Annotated in this window: 10 protein-coding genes, 2 tRNA genes, 3 rRNA genes and 3 pseudogenes; 15 read left to right on the forward strand and 3 right to left on the reverse strand. The window is 59.8% G+C overall.

All coding sequences use genetic code 11. The annotated features are described in order from the left end of the window. Positions 1-2: 2 nt before the first annotated feature. Positions 3-320 carry a Rieske (2Fe-2S) protein gene (locus Atro_RS17945; RefSeq protein WP_497924443.1) on the reverse strand — a complete coding sequence of 106 codons (318 nt, stop codon included), beginning with the start codon at positions 318-320 and terminating at the stop codon, positions 3-5. 118 nt (positions 321-438) lie between these two features. Here Atro_RS17945 and Atro_RS17950 point away from each other — a divergent pair, with 118 nt between their 5' ends. Genes Atro_RS17950 through Atro_RS17960 form a run of 3 tightly spaced genes read left to right on the forward strand, consistent with a single transcriptional unit; the run spans position 439 to position 3,173 of the window. Next, complete coding sequence (locus tag Atro_RS17950; protein WP_497924445.1) at positions 439-1,482, forward strand: FecCD family ABC transporter permease; 1,044 nt, start codon at positions 439-441, stop codon at positions 1,480-1,482. Continuing rightward, on the forward strand, positions 1,482-2,249 hold the full coding sequence (locus tag Atro_RS17955; RefSeq protein ID WP_497924447.1) for a heme ABC transporter ATP-binding protein: 768 nt from the start codon (positions 1,482-1,484) through the stop codon (positions 2,247-2,249). Before Atro_RS17950 ends, Atro_RS17955 begins: the two co-directional genes overlap by 1 nt. A gap of 9 nt (positions 2,250-2,258) precedes the next feature. Beyond that, positions 2,259-3,173: a ChaN family lipoprotein gene (locus Atro_RS17960; protein ID WP_497924449.1), complete on the forward strand. Its 915-nt coding sequence runs from the start codon at positions 2,259-2,261 to the stop codon at positions 3,171-3,173. A 177-nt stretch (positions 3,174-3,350) separates the two neighbouring features. On the opposite strand, the gene Atro_RS17965 is transcribed toward Atro_RS17960, so the two are convergent. After that, positions 3,351-4,913, reverse strand: coding sequence for a bifunctional aminoglycoside phosphotransferase/ATP-binding protein (locus Atro_RS17965; protein ID WP_497924451.1), 1,563 nt, complete (start codon positions 4,911-4,913; stop codon positions 3,351-3,353). Between the two features lie 117 nt (positions 4,914-5,030). Between Atro_RS17965 and mrcB the strand changes: the two genes are divergently transcribed. From mrcB to Atro_RS17980, 3 genes and pseudogenes are all read left to right on the forward strand, one after another. Beyond that, positions 5,031-7,370: a penicillin-binding protein 1B gene (mrcB, locus tag Atro_RS17970; RefSeq protein WP_497924453.1), complete on the forward strand. Its 2,340-nt coding sequence runs from the start codon at positions 5,031-5,033 to the stop codon at positions 7,368-7,370. 16 nt (positions 7,371-7,386) lie between these two features. Continuing rightward, a pseudogene (locus Atro_RS17975) lies at positions 7,387-8,120 on the forward strand (tetratricopeptide repeat protein). Positions 8,121-8,122: 2 nt separating this feature from the next. Next, a complete protein-coding gene (locus tag Atro_RS17980; protein WP_497927704.1) occupies positions 8,123-8,452 on the forward strand; it encodes a YqcC family protein in 330 nt (109 codons plus the stop codon). A gap of 13 nt (positions 8,453-8,465) precedes the next feature. On the opposite strand, the pseudogene Atro_RS17985 reads toward Atro_RS17980, so the two are convergent. Continuing rightward, a pseudogene (locus Atro_RS17985) lies at positions 8,466-8,896 on the reverse strand (DUF4124 domain-containing protein). 398 nt (positions 8,897-9,294) lie between these two features. Between Atro_RS17985 and Atro_RS17990 the strand changes: the two are divergent. From Atro_RS17990 to rrf, 9 genes and pseudogenes are all read left to right on the forward strand, one after another. Next, positions 9,295-11,019 (forward strand): acetolactate synthase 3 large subunit, encoded by a 1,725-nt coding sequence (locus Atro_RS17990; protein WP_497927705.1) that lies wholly within the window; start codon positions 9,295-9,297, stop codon positions 11,017-11,019. 2 nt (positions 11,020-11,021) lie between these two features. After that, positions 11,022-11,513, forward strand: a complete 492-nt coding sequence (ilvN, locus tag Atro_RS17995) for an acetolactate synthase small subunit (protein WP_497924455.1) — start codon at positions 11,022-11,024, stop codon at positions 11,511-11,513. Between the two features lie 41 nt (positions 11,514-11,554). Continuing rightward, complete coding sequence (ilvC, locus tag Atro_RS18000; protein WP_497924456.1) at positions 11,555-12,571, forward strand: ketol-acid reductoisomerase; 1,017 nt, start codon at positions 11,555-11,557, stop codon at positions 12,569-12,571. Positions 12,572-12,723: 152 nt separating this feature from the next. After that, positions 12,724-13,538: pseudogene (pssA, locus tag Atro_RS18005) on the forward strand (CDP-diacylglycerol--serine O-phosphatidyltransferase). 433 nt (positions 13,539-13,971) lie between these two features. Next, positions 13,972-15,506: ribosomal RNA gene (locus Atro_RS18010) — 16S ribosomal RNA — on the forward strand. Between the two features lie 93 nt (positions 15,507-15,599). Further along, a tRNA-Ile gene (locus tag Atro_RS18015) sits at positions 15,600-15,676 on the forward strand. Positions 15,677-15,719: 43 nt separating this feature from the next. Further along, positions 15,720-15,795, forward strand: a tRNA-Ala gene (locus Atro_RS18020). 247 nt (positions 15,796-16,042) lie between these two features. Beyond that, positions 16,043-18,933 (forward strand): 23S ribosomal RNA (locus tag Atro_RS18025). Between the two features lie 156 nt (positions 18,934-19,089). Continuing rightward, a 5S ribosomal RNA gene (gene rrf, locus Atro_RS18030) occupies positions 19,090-19,205 on the forward strand. Together the 16S, 23S and 5S rRNA genes with 2 tRNA genes alongside form the textbook arrangement of a ribosomal RNA operon. Positions 19,206-19,305 lie beyond the last annotated feature (100 nt).

The raw sequence follows: 19,305 nt of genomic DNA on the forward strand, positions 1-19,305 counted from the left end.
GGTTACAGCTCTACCCAGATGCCGGCTTCGTCCTCGTGGCAGTCGATACGTGGCAGGCGTTTTCCGGCGCAGGGGCCGGCCACGCATTCGCCATTGTCGATCAAAAACAGCGCGCCGTGGGTGGCACACTGAATCAGGCTGCCGCTGGCGTCGAGGAAGCGGTCGGCTTGCCACTCCAGCGGAATGCCGCGGTGCGGGCAGCGGTTAAGGTAGACGAAGGCCCGGCCGTCTTTGCGCACGGCAAGGAGTTTCCGGTCCTCCAGCAGGAAACCGCGGCTCTGTCCTTCGCCGAGGGCGCTCCCGATACAGAGAAACTTCATGGCACCTCCCGAAAAGCCCGGAATTATCCATGCCGGCGGTGGGCGAAGAAAGGCGTGCGCTGGCGGCTGGTCGGATCGCCTCTTATCCTTGCCGCCACCTTCGCTGCCAGAGCCCTTCATGACTGCCTGCGTTCGCCGTCCCCGTGTTCTTCTGTGCGCCCTGGGCCTGCTGTTGCTGCTCGCTTTCTGGTTGTCGCTGGCGCTCGGGCCGCTACGGCTGCCCCTGACGGACTCCCTGCTGGCACTGCTGCGCCTGGCCGGCGTGCCGCTGTCCGGGGCGGGGCTCGAGCAGGCCGAGCTGATCGTCGGACAGATCCGCCTGCCGCGCACCCTGCTCGGCCTGACGGTGGGTGGTGTACTGGCGCTGAGCGGGGTGGCGATGCAGGCGCTGTTCCGCAATCCGCTGGCCGATCCCGGGTTGATCGGGGTGTCCAGTGGCGCCGCGCTGGGCGCGGCGCTGGCGATCGTCGGCGGTTCGCTGCTCGGAGTCGATGCGCCACTCGGGATGTCGCCCTATCTGCTGTCGGCGAGCGCCTTTGGCGGAGGGCTGGCGATGACCGCGCTGGTCTACCGGCTGGGGCAGCGCGACGGCCGGACCCGGGTGGCCACCATGCTGCTTGCCGGGCTCGCCCTCAGTGCCCTGAGCGGCGCGGCAGTCGGTCTGTTCGGCTATCTGGCCGACGATGCCGCGCTGCGCCGGCTGACCTTCTGGAATCTGGGCAGCTTGAGCGGCGCCAGCTATGCCCGGCTCTGGCCGCTGCTGCTGGCGACCCTCGGCGTGGCGTTCTGGCTGCCGCGCCGCGCCGGGGCGCTGAACGCTCTGCTGCTGGGCGAGTCCGAGGCGCGCCATCTGGGCTTCGAGGTGGAGCGGCTGAAGCGCGAGCTGGTGTTCTGCACGGCCCTGGGGGTGGGGGCGGCGGTAGCGGCGGCAGGGTTGGTCGGCTTTGTCGGCCTGCTGGTGCCGCATCTGCTGCGTCTGCTCTGCGGACCGGATCATCGCCTGCTGTTGCCGGCGGCCATGCTCGGCGGCGCCAGCCTGCTGCTGTTCGCCGATTTGCTGGCGCGCCTGCTGCTGGCGCCGGCCGAGTTGCCGCTCGGCATCGTCACGGCGCTGCTCGGCGCACCTTTCTTCCTCTGGCTGCTGCGGCGGGAGCCGCTCTGATGCTGCAGGCCGAACAACTGATCGTACAGCGCGGTGGCCGGCAAGTGCTGAACGGCATCGACCTGGAGCTGCGGCCCGGCGAACTGCTCGGCGTGCTGGGGCCGAACGGGGCGGGCAAGTCCTCGCTGCTGGCGGCGCTGTGCGGCGAGCTGCGTCCGGCGGCGGGGCAGGTCCGTCTGGATGGCCGGGCGCTGGCCGATTGGCCTGGTCCCGAGCGGGCGCGCCGGCTGGCGGTGCTGCCGCAGAGTCCGGCGCTGGAGTTCGCCTTCCGCGTCGAGGAGGTGGTCGGCTTCGGGCGTCTGCCGCACGCCAGTGGCCGGCGACGCGATGCCGAGATCGTCGCTCAGGCGCTGACGGCGGCCGACGCTGTCCATCTGGCCGGGCGCAGTTATCTGACCCTGTCCGGTGGCGAGCGCCAGCGGGTCCATCTGGCCCGGGTGCTGGCGCAGCTCTGGCCGGGTGGGGTGCAGCAGGTGCTGCTGCTCGACGAGCCGACCTCGATGCTCGACCCCCTGCACCAGCACAGCATCCTGCAGGCGGTGCGGGAATTCGCCGGACAGGGCACGGCCGTGCTGACGATACTCCACGACCTGAACCTGGCGGCGCGCTACTGCGATCGCCTGCTGTTGCTGGCCGATGGTCGCATGCAGGCGCTCGGCAGTCCTGAGGAGGTCCTGCGTGCCGGGCCGCTGAAGGCGGTCTTCGGCCTCGATGTACTGGTGCAGCGCCATCCGGAGCGGGGATATCCGCTGATCGTGGCGCGTTGAGGAGGATTCATGCGTTCATTGCTGTTCGTCTGCCTGACCTTGCTGGCCGCCTGCCAGGCCCTGCCGCCATTGCCTGCCTGGCAGCAGAGCGGAGGCGGGCGGGATGGCGAGCCCGGCTCCATCCACGACCTGCGCAGCGGCGAGCGCTTGACCCCGGCACAGCTGGTCGAGCGTTTGGCCGGGGCGCCGCGGCTGTTGGTCGGCGAGAAGCACGACAACCCTGATCATCATGCCCTCGAGCTGTGGCTGCTCGAGGCCCTGGCCGGGCGGCGGGCACAGGGCAGTCTGCTGCTGGAGATGCTCGAGCCCGCTCAGCAGGCACGGGTAGCGGCGACCCAGGCCGCCTTCGCGGCGAAGCGCGCACCGGCAGACCTGCCCGCGGCACTGGCCTGGCGCGAGGGCTGGGACTGGGCGCTGTACGGTCCGCTGCTGCGCCATGCGCTGGCGCAAGCCTATCCGGTCCTGGCGGCGAATCTGGATACGCAGGAGATGCGCCGCGTTTATGCCGCGCGGCCGGCGTTGTCCGGTGCTGCGTCAACCAGCAAACAGGTGCGCGAGGCGCTACTGGCGCAAATCGGGGTGTCCCATTGCGGCCAGTTGCCGGAGTCCCAGTGGCCGGCGATGCTCGCCGTCCAGCAGCAGCGCGACCGACGCATGGCCGAGCGCCTGTTGGCCGCCCCGCAGCCGGCCCTGCTGTTGGCCGGTGCCTACCATGTGCGGCGCGATCTGGGCGTGCCCCTGCATCTGGTCGATCTCGGCAGGACGGCCGAAGGCAGCGTTGTGTTGCTGCTGGCCGAGGCCGGCGAAGCAGTGGAGGCTCAAGCCGCCGACTATGTCTGGTATACCCCGGCGACGCCGGTGCGCGACTATTGTGCCGACATGCGGGCAAAAAAAGACCCGGCAGAGCCGGGTCGAAAACCGTAATTAGCCTGATGAGGAGATAACCTGAAGAGTAGCCGCTCTGTCAGTTTACCGCTGATCTCGCGATCAGTTTTCAAATAATAACGCTTCTCATTTGTTGGTCAAGCGCTGTTTGCGATTTTTTCCAGCTTCTGCGCGCACCAAGAGAAAGAAGGCGCCTTCTTTCGGTGGGGAGGGGACTTACAGGTCGGGGAGGCGCTTGCGCATGCGCGCCACCAGCTCGTCAAGGCTCTCGGCAAGATGGGTGTCGACCCGGCGGCTATGCTGCTGCTCGACTTCGCTCAAGGGTTCGCGACCGGCCTGCTGCGCCTTGACGACCTCCAGGGTGGCGTCGGACGGGTCTTTCCCTGCGGCCCGGCGTTCCGCAAGCCATTCGGCAATCAGGGCTTCGGGGGCCTGGCAGTCGACGATCAGAAAGGGGACGCCGTTGTTCTCGGCGACCTGCCAGGCGGCCGTGCGCTGGACCTGTTTCAGGTAAGTAGCGTCGATCACCACCGGAAAGCCGGCCTGCAGGGCGCCGGCTGCCAGCCGGTGCAGATGTTCGTAGGTCGCCTCGCTGGCCTGGGGGCTGTAGATGCCGCTCGCCAGTCGATCCTGGTCGGTTGCCTGTTGCTCGCCGAACAGGCGCTTGCGTTCGACGTCCGAGCGCAGGCGGATGGCGCCGAACTCCTCCGTCAGACGTTGGGCGACATGGCTTTTGCCGACGGCGGAGACCCCGTGGGTAATGGCCAGGAAGCATGAGGGAATGGCACTGTAGCATTCTGCCAGGCTGGCGTAGTTGCGATACTGCTGGAGAATGGCGGCGCGCCGCTCGGCGCTCTCTTCCTGGGCCAGGCGGAACAGGTTGACCTTGCCGCGCACCATGGCGCGGTAGGCCTTGTAGAAGTTCAGCAGCGGCAGGGCTGCATAGTCGCCGGTCAGCTCCAGCCAGGCGCTGACGAAGCGCCGGGAAAGTCCCTTGAGGCCGCGGTCTTCCAGATCCATGGCGAGGAAGGCGGCGTCGCAGACGACATCGATCAGGCGAAACGGCTCGTTGAACTCGATGCAATCGAACAGGACGGCCTGGCCGTCGAGCAGGGTGGCGTTGCCAAGGTGCAGATCACCGTGGCATTCGCGGATGAAACCGTCCGCCTTGCGCTGTTCGAGTAGCGGACGCAGGCGTTCGAAGCTGATCTCCGCCCAGGCTTCGAGAGCGTCGAGCTGCTGCAGGTCGGCCGCTTCGGCGAGCAGCGGGCGGATCTGTTCGAAATTCTGTCGCACCGGGCTCATCACCGCCTCGGCGCTGCCTAGCGAATGCTCCACCGGCACCTTCGGTGCATGCAGGTGGAAGGTGGCGATCCGTTCGGCCAGGGCATCGATGTGCTCGGGCGCGAGTTCGCCGCGGACCTGCATTTCGCCGAGCAACTGGCTCTGCGGAAACTGGCGCATTTTCACCGCATACTCGATGACCGGGCCTGCGCCGGCCAGCTGCGGAGCGCTCTCGCTGCCGGTGATCGGCAGCACGTCCAGATAGAGGTCGCGGGTCAGGCGCTGGTTCAGGCGCACTTCCTCCTCGCAGAAGTGCTTGCGCGCTGCCAGGCTGGTGAAATCGAGGAAGCCGAAGTCGACGGCCTTCTTGAACTTGTAGGCATAGGGGCCGGTGAGCAGGACCCAGGAGATATGGGTCTCGATGACCTTGAACTCAGTCACCGCGTGCGGATAAAGCGCGGGGTTCTGCAGGGCGTTGATCAGGGCTTGGCTCACGGTCAGTCCTTGCGGCGGCGGTCAGGGTGAAGGGCCGCATTATGGCTGCTGAGGCCGGCCCTGCAAACCGCCGGGCTGCGCTATCGAGGGGGGGCAAAGTGCGTATAATGCGCCGCCATGACTCGTACCCGCTCTCCCCAATCGCCTCCTCGCCGCTCCGGCGCCCTTCGTTCCTGGCTGGGCTGGACCGCCAAGCTCGGCCTGGTCGGCCTGGTCGTGCTGGCCGGTTTTGCCGTCTATCTCGATGCCGTGGTGCAGGAGAAGTTCTCCGGCAAGCGCTGGACGCTCCCGGCCAAGGTCTACGCGCGGCCGCTGGAGCTGTTCTCCGGCCTCAAGCTGTCGAAGGAGGACTTTCTCACCGAACTGGATGCGCTCGGCTATCGTCGCGAAGCGGTTGCCGGACCGGGCTCGGCCGCTGTGGCCGGAAACACCGTCGATCTGCATACCCGAGGCTTCCGTTTCTATGAGGGCGACGAGCCTTCCCGGCGGATTCGCGTGCGCTTTTCCGGCGATTATGTGGCCGGCCTGAGTGGCGCCGACGGTAGCGATCTGGCCGTCGTGCGGATGGAGCCGCTTCTGATCGGCGGTCTGTACCCGGCACACAACGAGGACCGCATCCTAGTGCAGCGCAACGAGCTGCCGCCCTATCTGGTGGAAACCCTGGTGGCGGTGGAGGATCGCGAGTTCTTCAGTCATTTCGGGGTGTCGCCGAAGTCCATCGTCCGCGCCCTGTGGGTAAACGCCGCGGCGGGTGGAGTGGTCCAGGGGGGCAGCACGCTGACCCAGCAGCTGGTGAAGAACTTCTACCTGAGCAACGAGCGCAGCCTGGTACGCAAGGCCACCGAGGCCATGATGGCCGTGCTGCTGGAGCTGCACTACGACAAGGACGAGATTCTTGAGGCTTACCTCAACGAGGTGTTCCTGGGCCAGGACGGTAATCGCGCGGTGCATGGCTTCGGTCTGGCCAGCCAGTATTTCTTCGGCCAGCCGCTGGCCGAGCTGCAGGTACATCAGGTCGCCTTGCTGGTGGGAATGGTCAAAGGACCCACCTATTACAATCCGCGCCGTAATCCCGAGCGGGCCATGACGCGGCGCAACCTGGTCATCGATCTCATGGCCGAGCAAGGGGTGATCGATGCCGCGCAAGCCACCGCTGCCAAGCAGAAGCCGCTCGGTGTCACCACCCGCGGCAGTCTGGCCAACAGCTCCCATCCCGCGTTTCTTGATCTGGTCAAGCGTCAATTGCGCGAGGATTACCAGGAGGCCGACCTCACCGAGGAGGGATTGCGGATCTTCACCAGTCTCGACCCCATCTTGCAGAACAAGGCCGAGGCGGCGGTACATGACACCTTCAAGCGTATCGGCAAGAGGGGTGATCCGGTCGAGGCTTCGATGGTGGTGAGCAATCCGGAGACCGGTGAGGTGCTGGCCCTGCTCGGTAGCCGGCAGCCGCGCTTCGCCGGCTTCAACCGGGCGCTGGATGCGGTACGGCCGATCGGCTCGCTGATCAAGCCGGCGATCTACCTCACCGCCTTGGAGAAGCCCAGCCAGTACACCCTGACCAGTTGGCTGGCGGATGTGCCCTTTTCCGTGAAGGGTGAGGACGGTCAGCTGTGGCGTCCGCAGAACTATGACCACCAGGCCCATGGCGATATCTACCTCTATCAGGGACTGGCCAACTCTTACAACCTGTCGACCGCCAAGCTCGGTCTGGAGTTGGGCGTTCCGAACGTGCTGAAGACGCTGGCGCGATTGGGTGTCAACCGTGAGTGGCCGGCGTATCCGTCGATGCTGCTCGGAGCGGGTGCGCTGACGCCGATGGAGGTATCCAGCATGTACCTGACCATCGCCAGCGGCGGTTTCAACACGCCGCTGCGCGGCATTCGCAGTGTCCTGGCTGCCGACGGCGAGCCTCTCAAGCGCTATCCGTTCCAGATCCAGCAACGCTTCGATCCGGGAGCGATCTACCTGCTGCAGAACGCAATGCAACGGGTGATGCGCGAGGGGACCGGGCGGTCGGTCTACAGCCAGTTGCCGCGCTCGCTGAATCTGGCCGGCAAGACCGGCACCACCAATGATTCGCGGGACAGCTGGTTCGCGGGCTTCAGTCAGGATCTGTTGGCAGTGGTCTGGCTGGGGCGCGATGACAACGGCAAGACGCCGCTGACCGGCGCCACCGGTGCCCTGCGGGTCTGGACGGACTTCATGGTCAAGGCCGATCCGCTGCCGCTGGATATGCCGGTGCCGGACAATGTCGCTTTGGCCTGGGTGGATGCGCGCAACGGGCTGGGCTCCGAGCCGGGTTGTCCGGGGGTGGTGCAGATGCCCTATATTCGCGGTAGCGAGCCGCCGGCGGGGCCCCCTTGCGGTCTGCCGCAGACGCCGGCTGGCAATGGGCAGGATGTGATTGAAAATGTTCAGGATGTCATGGATTGGGTGCGCGGCTGGTCGAATTGAGCGAAGAGGGCGCCAGGTGAACAGGTGGTTGATTTGTGCAGTGGCCTCAGGTGCGCTGCTGAGCGGTTGTGCGACGGTCGAGCGCGGCTCGATTCCGGTGGTTGATGCAAGCGGTTCAGTCTACGATCGGCAGGAGGGGCGTAGCAGCGGTACGGTGTCCCGGCCGCCGGTGGCTGCGGCGCCCCAGGTGCCGGCACCCATCGAGGATTCGGGGGTGGTGGTGATGGTGCCTGGGGGGCTGCCAGCTCGGCGCCGATCCAGTCCTATCCGGCGGCGGGCGTCTCGGGGAATGCGGCCCCCGTCGTTTCGCCGCCAATCACTGCTACCACCTCCGGCGGCAATGCTGGCTATTCCGCTCCCAGCACTCCGAGTGGCACGTCGAGCGGCAGCCCTGCCGTCTCAGGCGGCTTGGCCGCCGACGAGCAGCTCGATGGTCCGGTTTTGGCGCTGCTCACCACCGCACAGCGGGAGCAGGGCAGTGGCAATCTGGATAGTGCCGCTTCCAGTCTGGAGCGGGCACAGCGCATCGCTCCGCGCGAGCCGCAGGTGCTCTATCGGTTGGCCGAGGTGCGCCTGGCCCAAGGCGATGCTGCCCAGGCCGAGCAGTTGGCGCGTCGTGCCTTGACCTATGCAGGTGGCCGTCCGGCATTGCAGGCCGGCTTGTGGAATCTGATCGCCCAGGCGCGTGAGCGTCAGGGCGATGCAGCTGGCGCAGCGCAGGCTCGCGAGCGGGCGCGGGTCAATCTGTGATGATGGACGCTCGCATCCCTGCACTGGCCGAGCAGCTGTTGTTGATTGAGCGAGAGCTGCGAGGGCTCGGCTTGTGGTCGCGCTTGCCGCCGAGCGAGGAGGCACTGTCCAGCAAGCAGCCATTTTGTGTCGACGGCCTGGCTTTCGAGGAATGGCTGCAATGGGTTTTCCTGCCGCGCATGAAGTTGATCATCGAAAGCGATAGCGCTTTCCCGGCCGCTTCGGGGATTCTTCCGATGGCTGAGATGGTCTATGCCGAGCGACTGGCCGAGATGAAATGTTTGCTGGAGTCGCTCGGCGAAATCGATCGGCTGATCTCGAATGAAAGCTGAGTCTCGCCAGTTGCTATTGGCAGTTGTCTTCTATGGCTTTTTTCGCCTCGGTGATGCGGGTCTGGCGTTCTTCCTCAGTCAGCCTGCGCATCTCCCCTGAATCTGCGTGCGTAGCCTGGGGTTGTTCTCCAGTTGGGCCAGGTTGGTGCGTACGGTTTCGCAATATTTCCTGCGCTTGGCTTCTTGGATGGCGATATCACGCTTCACTTTGCGCTCGACGTCGCCCTGCTGGTCGGAGTCGTTTGACTGTACGGGCGGTAGCTTTTCCGGGGTAGGTAGTCGGGGCGTCGGAGCCGTTGTGCTGAGCGGGGAACTTGCCTGGTCGTTCGGGGGTTGTTCGCTGAAGTGGGTTACGCCCTGCTTATCCACCCAAGTGTAAACCTGGCTAGCCGTGGCGGCTGTGCTCAAGGTAAGCAGCAGGCTTGTGAGGATCATGCGTTGCATGGGAGGTCCTTTGCGTCTCGGTAGAGGCTTAGCGCTACTATACCGGAACGATCGTGCGCCTCATGGCATCCCGTCACAGCGAGAGAAGGGGCGAAAGCCTGAGGCATTACTTGACTTGACTTGAGTGAATCCGAACAATTCAAGGTTCGCTGCAGGGGGGTTCGTCGCAGGCGGGCTTCAGCTCAGCAGACATGAGGCGTCACCCACGCCGACCTGATACACCCGCAACGCGTTACCTCGCGCTGGGTGGGAGAATCCTGCAACACACTCCGGGCCTCCCGATACTTGCTCGACAGCGCTGCGTAGGCGGCGACAACCGTCGCTCATGCCTGTTTGGCAGTAACCTATTCAGGCCGTCCGGTCGCGGGCGGTAATCTGGCGTTCTAGAGGTGAACAACGTGGAGCTTTTATCCGGCGCTGAAATGGTCGTCCGCTTTTTGCGTGATGAAGGCGTTAAGTACATTTACGGATATCCGGGCGGTGCTCTTCTGCACATCTACGATGCCCTGTTCAAGGAAAAGGAAGTCACTCATATCCTGGTCCGTCACGAGCAGGCCGCCACCCACATGGCTGACGGCTATGCCCGCGCCACCGGCAAGGCGGGTGTTGTCTTGGTGACCTCGGGCCCTGGCGCTACCAATGCCATTACCGGCATTGCTACCGCTTACATGGACTCTATCCCGATGGTGGTGATTTCCGGGCAGGTGCCAAGCACCATGGTTGGCAGTGATGCCTTCCAAGAAACTGACATGATCGGCGTCTCCCGTCCGATCGTGAAGCACAGCTTCATCGTCAAGCATCCCTCGGAAATCCCCGAAGTGCTGAAGAAGGCTTTCTATATTGCCGAGTCCGGAAGACCAGGGCCGGTAGTGGTGGATATTCCGAAGAATATGGGCGATCCGACCCAGAAGTACGAATATGTCTATCCCAAGAAGGTCAAGCTGCGCTCCTATAGTCCGGCCCTGCGTGGCCACTCCGGCCAGATTCGAAAGGCCGTCGAAATGCTTCTGGCAGCTAAGCGTCCCGTGCTCTATTCCGGTGGGGGGGTAATCATGGGTGGCGCTGCCGCCCAGTTGACCGAGTTGGCGCAGATGCTCAACCTGCCGGTGACCAATACCCTGATGGGGCTGGGGGGCTATCCAGGCAACGACCGGCAGTTCCTTGGCATGCTGGGCATGCATGGCAGCTACACCGCCAACCTGGCTATGCATCATTCCGATGTGATTCTCGCCGTCGGTGCGCGATTCGACGATCGGGTGGTCAACGGGGCCGCCAAGTTCTGCCCGAATGCCAAGATCATTCATGTCGATATCGATCCGGCGTCAATTTCCAAGACCATCAAGGCCGACGTCCCGATCGTCGGACCGGTCGACAGCGTACTCGCGGAGATGATTTCCATCGTTAAGGAAATCGGGGTAATGCCGCAGAAAGATGTCGTGGCCAGTTGGTGGAAGCAGATTGATGAGTGGCGTGGCGCGCGCGGCCTTTTTCCCTATGACAAAGGGGACGGTACTGTCATCAAGCCGCAGACAGTGATCGAAACTCTCTATGAGGTGACCAAGGGTGATGCCTACATCGCCTCCGATGTAGGGCAGCACCAGATGTTCGCCGCCCAGTACTATAAGTACGCCAAACCCAATCGCTGGATCAACTCTGGTGGTTTGGGCACCATGGGTTTCGGTTTTCCGGCGGCCATGGGTGTCAAACTGAATTTTCCTGAAACCGATGTGGCCTGTGTTACAGGGGAAGGCAGTATCCAGATGAACATTCAGGAAATGTCGACTTGCCTGCAGTACGACTTGCCGGTAAAGATCGTCAACCTCAACAACGGCGCGCTGGGTATGGTTCGCCAATGGCAGGACATGCAGTACAGCAGCCGCTATTCGCACTCTTATATGGAGTCGTTGCCTGATTTCGTCAAGTTGGCCGAAGCCTATGGCCATGTCGGCATGCGTATTACTGCGCTGAAAGACCTCAAGCCGAAGATGGAAGAGGCTTTCGCCCTGAAAGATCGCCTGGTGTTCCTCGACATTGCGGTGGATACCAGCGAGCACGTCTATCCGATGCAAATCAGAGACGGTGCGATGCGCGATATGTGGCTGAGTAAGACGGAGCGAACCTGAGCATGCGGCACATCATCTCCCTGCTGATGGAAAACGAGCCGGGGGCACTGTCCCGGGTAGTCGGTCTGTTTTCACAGCGCAATTACAACATTGAAACTCTTACTGTAGCGCCGACCGAGGATCCAACCTTGTCTCGTTTGACCTTGACCACTATTGGTCAGGATGAGGTCATTGAGCAAATCACTAAGAATCTCAACAAGCTGATCGAGGTCGTCAAGCTGGTAGATCTATCGGAAAGTGCACACATCGAGCGCGAGCTGCTGCTGGTCAAGGTTAAGGCCACTGGAGCTCAGCGTGCCGAGATCAAGCGTACTACCGACATCTTCCGTGGCCAGATCGTCGATGTTACCAGCAGTGTCTACACCATTCAGCTCGCCGGAACCAGTGATAAGCTGGACAGTTTCCTGCATGCCATCGGTACCTCATCGATTCTCGAAACCGTGCGCAGTGGTGTCACCGGCATTGCCCGTGGCGACAAAGTACTCACCATTTAGTAGCAGATGGCCGTACCGGGCCAGATAATAGGGGTAACCTCATGAAAGTGTACTACGACAAAGATTGCGATCTTTCCATTATCCAGAGCAAGAAGGTTGCCATTATCGGTTATGGTTCCCAAGGTCATGCGCACGCTTGTAACCTGAAGGACTCCGGTGCCGATGTTTGCGTCGGCCTGCGTGCTGGTTCCGCTTCGGTGGCCAAAGCCGAAGCCCATGGTCTGACCGTGAAGAGTGTCAAGGATGCCGTTGCTGCCGCTGATGTAGTGATGATCCTGACTCCTGACGAATTCCAAGGTCGCTTGTACAGGGATGAGATCGAGCCGAATCTGAAAAAGGGAGCTACCCTGGCTTTCGCCCATGGTTTCTCTATTCACTACAATCAGGTAGTGCCGCGTGCTGACCTCGACGTGATCATGATTGCTCCCAAGGCGCCAGGACATACTGTGCGTTCCGAGTTTGTCCGTGGTGGCGGTATCCCGGACCTAATTGCTATCTACCAAGATGCTTCCGGCAATGCCAAGAACGTTGCCCTGTCCTATGCCTGCGGTGTCGGTGGTGGTCGTACCGGTATTATCGAAACTACCTTCAAGGACGAAACCGAAACCGACCTGTTCGGTGAGCAGGCAGTTCTGTGCGGTGGCTGTGTCGAACTGGTCAAGGCGGGTTTCGAGACGCTGGTCGAAGCGGGTTATGCGCCGGAAATGGCCTACTTCGAGTGTCTGCATGAGCTGAAGCTGATCGTCGATCTGATGTTCGAAGGTGGCATCGCCAACATGAACTATTCGATTTCCAATAATGCTGAATACGGTGAATACGTCACCGGCCCAGAAGTGATTAACGCCGAGTCTCGCGCTGCTATGCGTAATGCTCTGAAGCGCATCCAGAATGGCGAATATGCGAAGATGTTTATTACCGAAGGTGCGGCTAATTACCCGTCGATGACTGCTTATCGTCGCAACAATGCTGCTCATGGTATCGAAGTGGTTGGTGAGAAGCTGCGCGCTATGATGCCGTGGATCGCTGCTAATAAGATCGTCGACAAGACCAAAAACTAAGGTCGAAAGACGAAACACAAAAACGCGGCTTCGGCCGCGTTTTTTGTTATAAGTTGGACTTTTGGTATAAAGGCCTGCAGAGCGGGTTGTCTGCGAGAGTACATTGCAGGCGTGAATTAAAGCTGTTTTCGAATCACTAAAGGGTACTGTTCATGAGCGAGCGTCCGGAGGGGCCTGGCAAGGAGCCTATAGCTGAAAGTTTGTTGCCAGTCGACGAGCACATTGAAGAGGAGCGAGATGCAGAGGGGCGTAAGGTCAGGCACCGTGGTATTTATTTGCTACCTAATCTATTTACTACGGCCAATCTTTTTGCTGGCTTCTACTCCATTGTGAGTGCGATTAATGGAAATCTATATGTAGCTGCAGCCACAGTTTTCGTGGCGATGGTGTTAGATAGCTTGGATGGGCGTGTGGCCCGCCTGACTAATACTCAAAGTGCGTTCGGTGCCGAGTATGATTCACTTTCCGACATGGTGGCCTTTGGGCTAGCTCCTGCGATTCTTGCCTTCGAGTGGGCGCTAAGTAGTATGGGGAAGGTCGGCTGGATGGTTGCGTTTGTTTATGTAGCTGGTGCAGCTTTGCGCCTGGCGCGTTTCAATACGCAAATTGGTAAGGCTGACAAGCGCTTCTTCATTGGGCTGGCCAGCCCGGCGGCAGCGGGGGTGGTCGCTGGTACTGTCTGGGCTTTTAGTGATTTCGGTATTCAGGGGTCAAATATTGCTTCCGTAGTGGCTCTGCTGGTTGCTGGGGCAGGCATGCTGATGGTCAGCAATATCAAGTACTACAGTTTTAAAGATCTGGACCTCAAGGGGCGGGTTCCTTTGTCGCCATTCTGGTGGTGGTACTACTCTTCGCTGTGGTATTCAGTGATCCGCCGCGAATTTTGTTATTGATTTTTCTTGTCTATGCAGCTTCTGGACCCGCGCAGTATCTGTTGCAATGGTGGCGTCGGAGACGAGTGGGTTGAGAGAGCGACGCTCTTCAGATGGCGGGGGTAGGCGTGCTTGTTATCGGGCTTTGTGGGAGGGGCAATTAGGTGTTGACTCTCGCGGGCGGTGCCCTATAATGCGCCCCACTTGCCGGGCAGCTGCTGCGGAATTCCTTGAAAATCAAGGGGTTGGCTAAAGGGTGTCGGGCAGGCAAGGCAGGCGGTGCCGACAAAGCAAGACGATTCGGCAAGGCGCTTGACAGGACGAAAGGCTGCTGTAGAATGCGCGGCCTCGGTTGAGACGAAAGCTCAAGCGAAACGCTCTTTAACAAGTTGAATCAAGCAATTCGTGTGGGTGCTTGTGGGTAAGACTGGTGATCGAAAGATTGTCAGCAACACAAGTGACTCGTGAATTCGTGAGTTTATTTGCGATTGCTGAGCCGAAAATCGGATCTTCGGATCCTGCAGATTTGAACTGAAGAGTTTGATCATGGCTCAGATTGAACGCTGGCGGCAGGCCTAACACATGCAAGTCGAGCGGCAGCGGGACCTTCGGGTTGCCGGCGAGCGGCGGACGGGTGAGTAATGCCTAGGAATCTGCCTGTTAGTGGGGGATAACGCGGGGAAACTCGCGCTAATACCGCATACGTCCTACGGGAGAAAGCGGGGGCTCTTCGGACCTCGCGCTAACAGATGAGCCTAGGTCGGATTAGCTAGTTGGTGGGGTAATGGCCCACCAAGGCGACGATCCGTAACTGGTCTGAGAGGATGATCAGTCACACTGGAACTGAGACACGGTCCAGACTCCTACGGGAGGCAGCAGTGGGGAATATTGGACAATGGGCGAAAGCCTGATCCAGCCATGCCGCGTGTGTGAAGAAGGTCTTCGGATTGTAAAGCACTTTAAGTCGGGAGGAAGGGCTGTAGGCTAATACCTTGCAGTTTTGACGTTACCGACAGAATAAGCACCGGCTAACTTCGTGCCAGCAGCCGCGGTAATACGAAGGGTGCAAGCGTTAATCGGAATTACTGGGCGTAAAGCGCGCGTAGGTGGTTCAGCAAGTTGGATGTGAAAGCCCCGGGCTCAACCTGGGAACTGCATCCAAAACTACTGGGCTAGAGTACGGTAGAGGGTGGTGGAATTTCCTGTGTAGCGGTGAAATGCGTAGATATAGGAAGGAACACCAGTGGCGAAGGCGACCACCTGGACTGATACTGACACTGAGGTGCGAAAGCGTGGGGAGCAAACAGGATTAGATACCCTGGTAGTCCACGCCGTAAACGATGTCGACTAGCCGTTGGGCTCCTTGAGAGCTTAGTGGCGCAGCTAACGCATTAAGTCGACCGCCTGGGGAGTACGGCCGCAAGGTTAAAACTCAAATGAATTGACGGGGGCCCGCACAAGCGGTGGAGCATGTGGTTTAATTCGAAGCAACGCGAAGAACCTTACCTGGCCTTGACATCCTGCGAACTTGGTAGAGATACCTTGGTGCCTTCGGGAGCGCAGAGACAGGTGCTGCATGGCTGTCGTCAGCTCGTGTCGTGAGATGTTGGGTTAAGTCCCGTAACGAGCGCAACCCTTGTCCTTAGTTACCAGCACCTCGGGTGGGCACTCTAAGGAGACTGCCGGTGACAAACCGGAGGAAGGTGGGGATGACGTCAAGTCATCATGGCCCTTACGGCCAGGGCTACACACGTGCTACAATGGTCGGTACAGAGGGTTGCCAAGCCGCGAGGCGGAGCTAATCCCAGAAAACCGATCGTAGTCCGGATCGCAGTCTGCAACTCGACTGCGTGAAGTCGGAATCGCTAGTAATCGCGAATCAGAATGTCGCGGTGAATACGTTCCCGGGCCTTGTACACACCGCCCGTCACACCATGGGAGTGGGTTGCTCCAGAAGTAGCTAGTCTAACCTTCGGGGGACGGTTACCACGGAGTGATTCATGACTGGGGTGAAGTCGTAACAAGGTAGCCGTAGGGGAACCTGCGGCTGGATCACCTCCTTAATCGAAGATCCCAGCTTTTCATAAGCACCCACACGAATTGCTTGATTCACTGGCAAAAAAGCGATTGGGTCTAGACCCGAGAGTGAGACGATTGGGTCTGTAGCTCAGTTGGTTAGAGCGCACCCCTGATAAGGGTGAGGTCGGCAGTTCGAATCTGCCCAGACCCACCAATTGTCAAGGGGCGTGGCCGGTTCGCCCTCGGGAGAGGGTAGAGGGGCCATAGCTCAGCTGGGAGAGCGCCTGCTTTGCACGCAGGAGGTCAGGAGTTCGATCCTCCTTGGCTCCACCAACCACTCCATATCGCTAAAGCGCAGAAATGAATGTTTCCGGATCTCGGTCGGTGAACATTGATTTCTGGACTTTGCGCCAGAACGTTCTTTAAAAATTCGGGTATGTGATAGAAGTAGACTGATCGATTGTTTCACTGCAGTCGATCGGGTCAAGGTAAATTTGCGAGTTCAAGCGCGAATTTTCGGCGAATGTCGTCTTCACGAACCGCTCGAGCCTGCTGAGAAGCAGATTGCTTGGGGTTATATGGTCAAGTGAAGAAGCGCATACGGTGGATGCCTTGGCAGTCAGAGGCGATGAAAGACGTGGTAGCCTGCGATAAGCTTCGGGGAGTCGGCAAACAGACTGTGATCCGGAGATCTCTGAATGGGGGAACCCACCCAGCACAAGCTGGGTATCTTGTCCTGAATCCATAGGGGCAAGAGGCGAACCAGGGGAACTGAAACATCTAAGTACCCTGAGGAACAGAAATCAACCGAGATTCCCTTAGTAGTGGCGAGCGAACGGGGACTAGCCCTTAAGCGGGCTGGATTCTAGTAGAAGGCTCTGGAAAGGGCCGCCGTAGTGGGTGATAGCCCCGTATACGAAAGGATCCGGCGCGTGAAATCGAGTAGGACGGCGCACGTGAAACGTTGTCTGAACATGGGGGGACCATCCTCCAAGGCTAAATACTCCTGACTGACCGATAGTGAACCAGTACCGTGAGGGAAAGGCGAAAAGAACCCCGGAGAGGGGAGTGAAATAGAACCTGAAACCGTATGCGTACAAGCAGTGGGAGCCCACTTTGTTGGGTGACTGCGTACCTTTTGTATAATGGGTCAGCGACTTATATTCAGTGGCAAGCTTAACCGTTTAGGGGAGGCGTAGCGAAAGCGAGTCTTAATAGGGCGTTTAGTCGCTGGGTATAGACCCGAAACCGGGCGATCTATCCATGAGCAGGTTGAAGGTTAGGTAACACTGACTGGAGGACCGAACCGACTCCCGTTGAAAAGGTAGCGGATGACTTGTGGATCGGAGTGAAAGGCTAATCAAGCTCGGAGATAGCTGGTTCTCCTCGAAAGCTATTTAGGTAGCGCCTCGTGTATCACTGCTGGGGGTAGAGCACTGTTTCGGCTAGGGGGTCATCCCGACTTACCAAACCGATGCAAACTCCGAATACCGGCAAGTGTCAGCACGGGAGACACACGGCGGGTGCTAACGTCCGTCGTGAAAAGGGAAACAACCCAGACCGTCAGCTAAGGTCCCAAAGTCCTGGTTAAGTGGGAAACGATGTGGGAAGGCTTAGACAGCTAGGAGGTTGGCTTAGAAGCAGCCACCCTTTAAAGAAAGCGTAATAGCTCACTAGTCGAGTCGGCCTGCGCGGAAGATGTAACGGGGCTCAAACCAGGCACCGAAGCTACGGGTGCATCGCAAGATGCGCGGTAGAGGAGCGTTCTGTAAGCCTGTGAAGGTGAGTCGAGAGGCTTGCTGGAGGTATCAGAAGTGCGAATGCTGACATGAGTAACGACAATGGGTGTGAAAAACATCCACGCCGAAAGACCAAGGGTTCCTGCGCAACGTTAATCGACGCAGGGTGAGTCGGTCCCTAAGGCGAGGCTGAAGAGCGTAGTCGATGGGAAACGGGTTAATATTCCCGTACTTCTAGTTACTGCGATGGGGGACGGAGAAGGCTAGGCCAGCTTGGCGTTGGTTGTCCAAGTTTAAGGTGGTAGGCCGAACACTTAGGCAAATCCGGGTGTTCAAGGCCGAGAGCTGATGACGAGCCTTCTTTTACGAAGGCGAAGTGGTTGATGCCCTGCTTCCAGGAAAAGCCTCTAAGCTTCAGGTAACTAGGAACCGTACCCCAAACCGACACAGGTGGTCGGGTAGAGAATACCAAGGCGCTTGAGAGAACTCGGGTGAAGGAACTAGGCAAAATGGCACCGTAACTTCGGGAGAAGGTGCGCCGGTGAGGGTGATGGATTTACTCCGTAAGCCCATGCCGGTCGAAGATACCAGGCCGCTGCGACTGTTTATTAAAAACACAGCACTCTGCAAACACGAAAGTGGACGTATAGGGTGTGACGCCTGCCCGGTGCCGGAAGGTTAATTGATGGGGTTAGCGCAAGCGAAGCTCTTGATCGAAGCCCCGGTAAACGGCGGCCGTAACTATAACGGTCCTAAGGTAGCGAAATTCCTTGTCGGGTAAGTTCCGACCTGCACGAATGGCGTAACGATGGCGGCGCTGTCTCCACCCGAGACTCAGTGAAATTGAAATCGCTGTGAAGATGCAGTGTATCCGCGGCTAGACGGAAAGACCCCGTGAACCTTTACTGTAGCTTTGCACTGGACTTTGAGCCTGCTTGTGTAGGATAGGTGGGAGGCTTTGAAGTGGGGACGCCAGTTCCCATGGAGCCATCCTTGAAATACCACCCTGGCATGCTTGAGGTTCTAACTCTGGTCCGTTATCCGGATCGAGGACAGTGTATGGTGGGCAGTTTGACTGGGGCGGTCTCCTCCCAAAGAGTAACGGAGGAGTACGAAGGTGCGCTCAGACCGGTCGGAAATCGGTCGCAGAGTATAAAGGCAAAAGCGCGCTTGACTGCGAGACAGACACGTCGAGCAGGTACGAAAGTAGGTCTTAGTGATCCGGTGGTTCTGTATGGAAGGGCCATCGCTCAACGGATAAAAGGTACTCCGGGGATAACAGGCTGATACCGCCCAAGAGTTCATATCGACGGCGGTGTTTGGCACCTCGATGTCGGCTCATCACATCCTGGGGCTGAAGCCGGTCCCAAGGGTATGGCTGTTCGCCATTTAAAGTGGTACGCGAGCTGGGTTTAGAACGTCGTGAGACAGTTCGGTCCCTATCTGCCGTGGACGTTTGAGATTTGAGAGGGGCTGACCTTAGTACGAGAGGACCGGGTTGGACGAACCTCTGGTGTTCCGGTTGTCACGCCAGTGGCACTGCCGGGTAGCTATGTTCGGAAAAGATAACCGCTGAAAGCATCTAAGCGGGAAACTTGCCTCAAGATGAGATCTCACTGGAGCCTCGAGCTCCCTGAAGGGCCGTCGAAGACTACGACGTTGATAGGTGGGGTGTGTAAGCGTTGTGAGGCGTTGAGCTAACCCATACTAATTGCCCGTGAGGCTTGACCATATAACACCCAAACAATCTGGCCCCCGACAGGGCGGTGCAGGGGTGAGGTCGAAGCCGACTGAGCCGAAAATTTGGCTGAACCGCAAAGCCACCGAGACTGCAGTATCACATGCCTGATACGGGATGGCGCCTGACCGCGACGTCCCCACCGAATTGCTTGACGACCATAGAGCGTTGGAACCACCTGATCCCATCCCGAACTCAGCAGTGAAACGACGCATCGCCGATGGTAGTGTGGGGTTTCCCCATGCGAGAGTAGGTCATCGTCAAGCGCCTATCCCGAACCCCCGAGCCGCAACAGACGGCTCGGGGGTTTTTGTTTTGGCCTTGCAAGTACTCTACGGAATTTTTGCGCGCGTTTAGAATGGGCGG

The sequence above is a fragment of the Azotobacter tropicalis genome, from assembly GCF_059739045.1.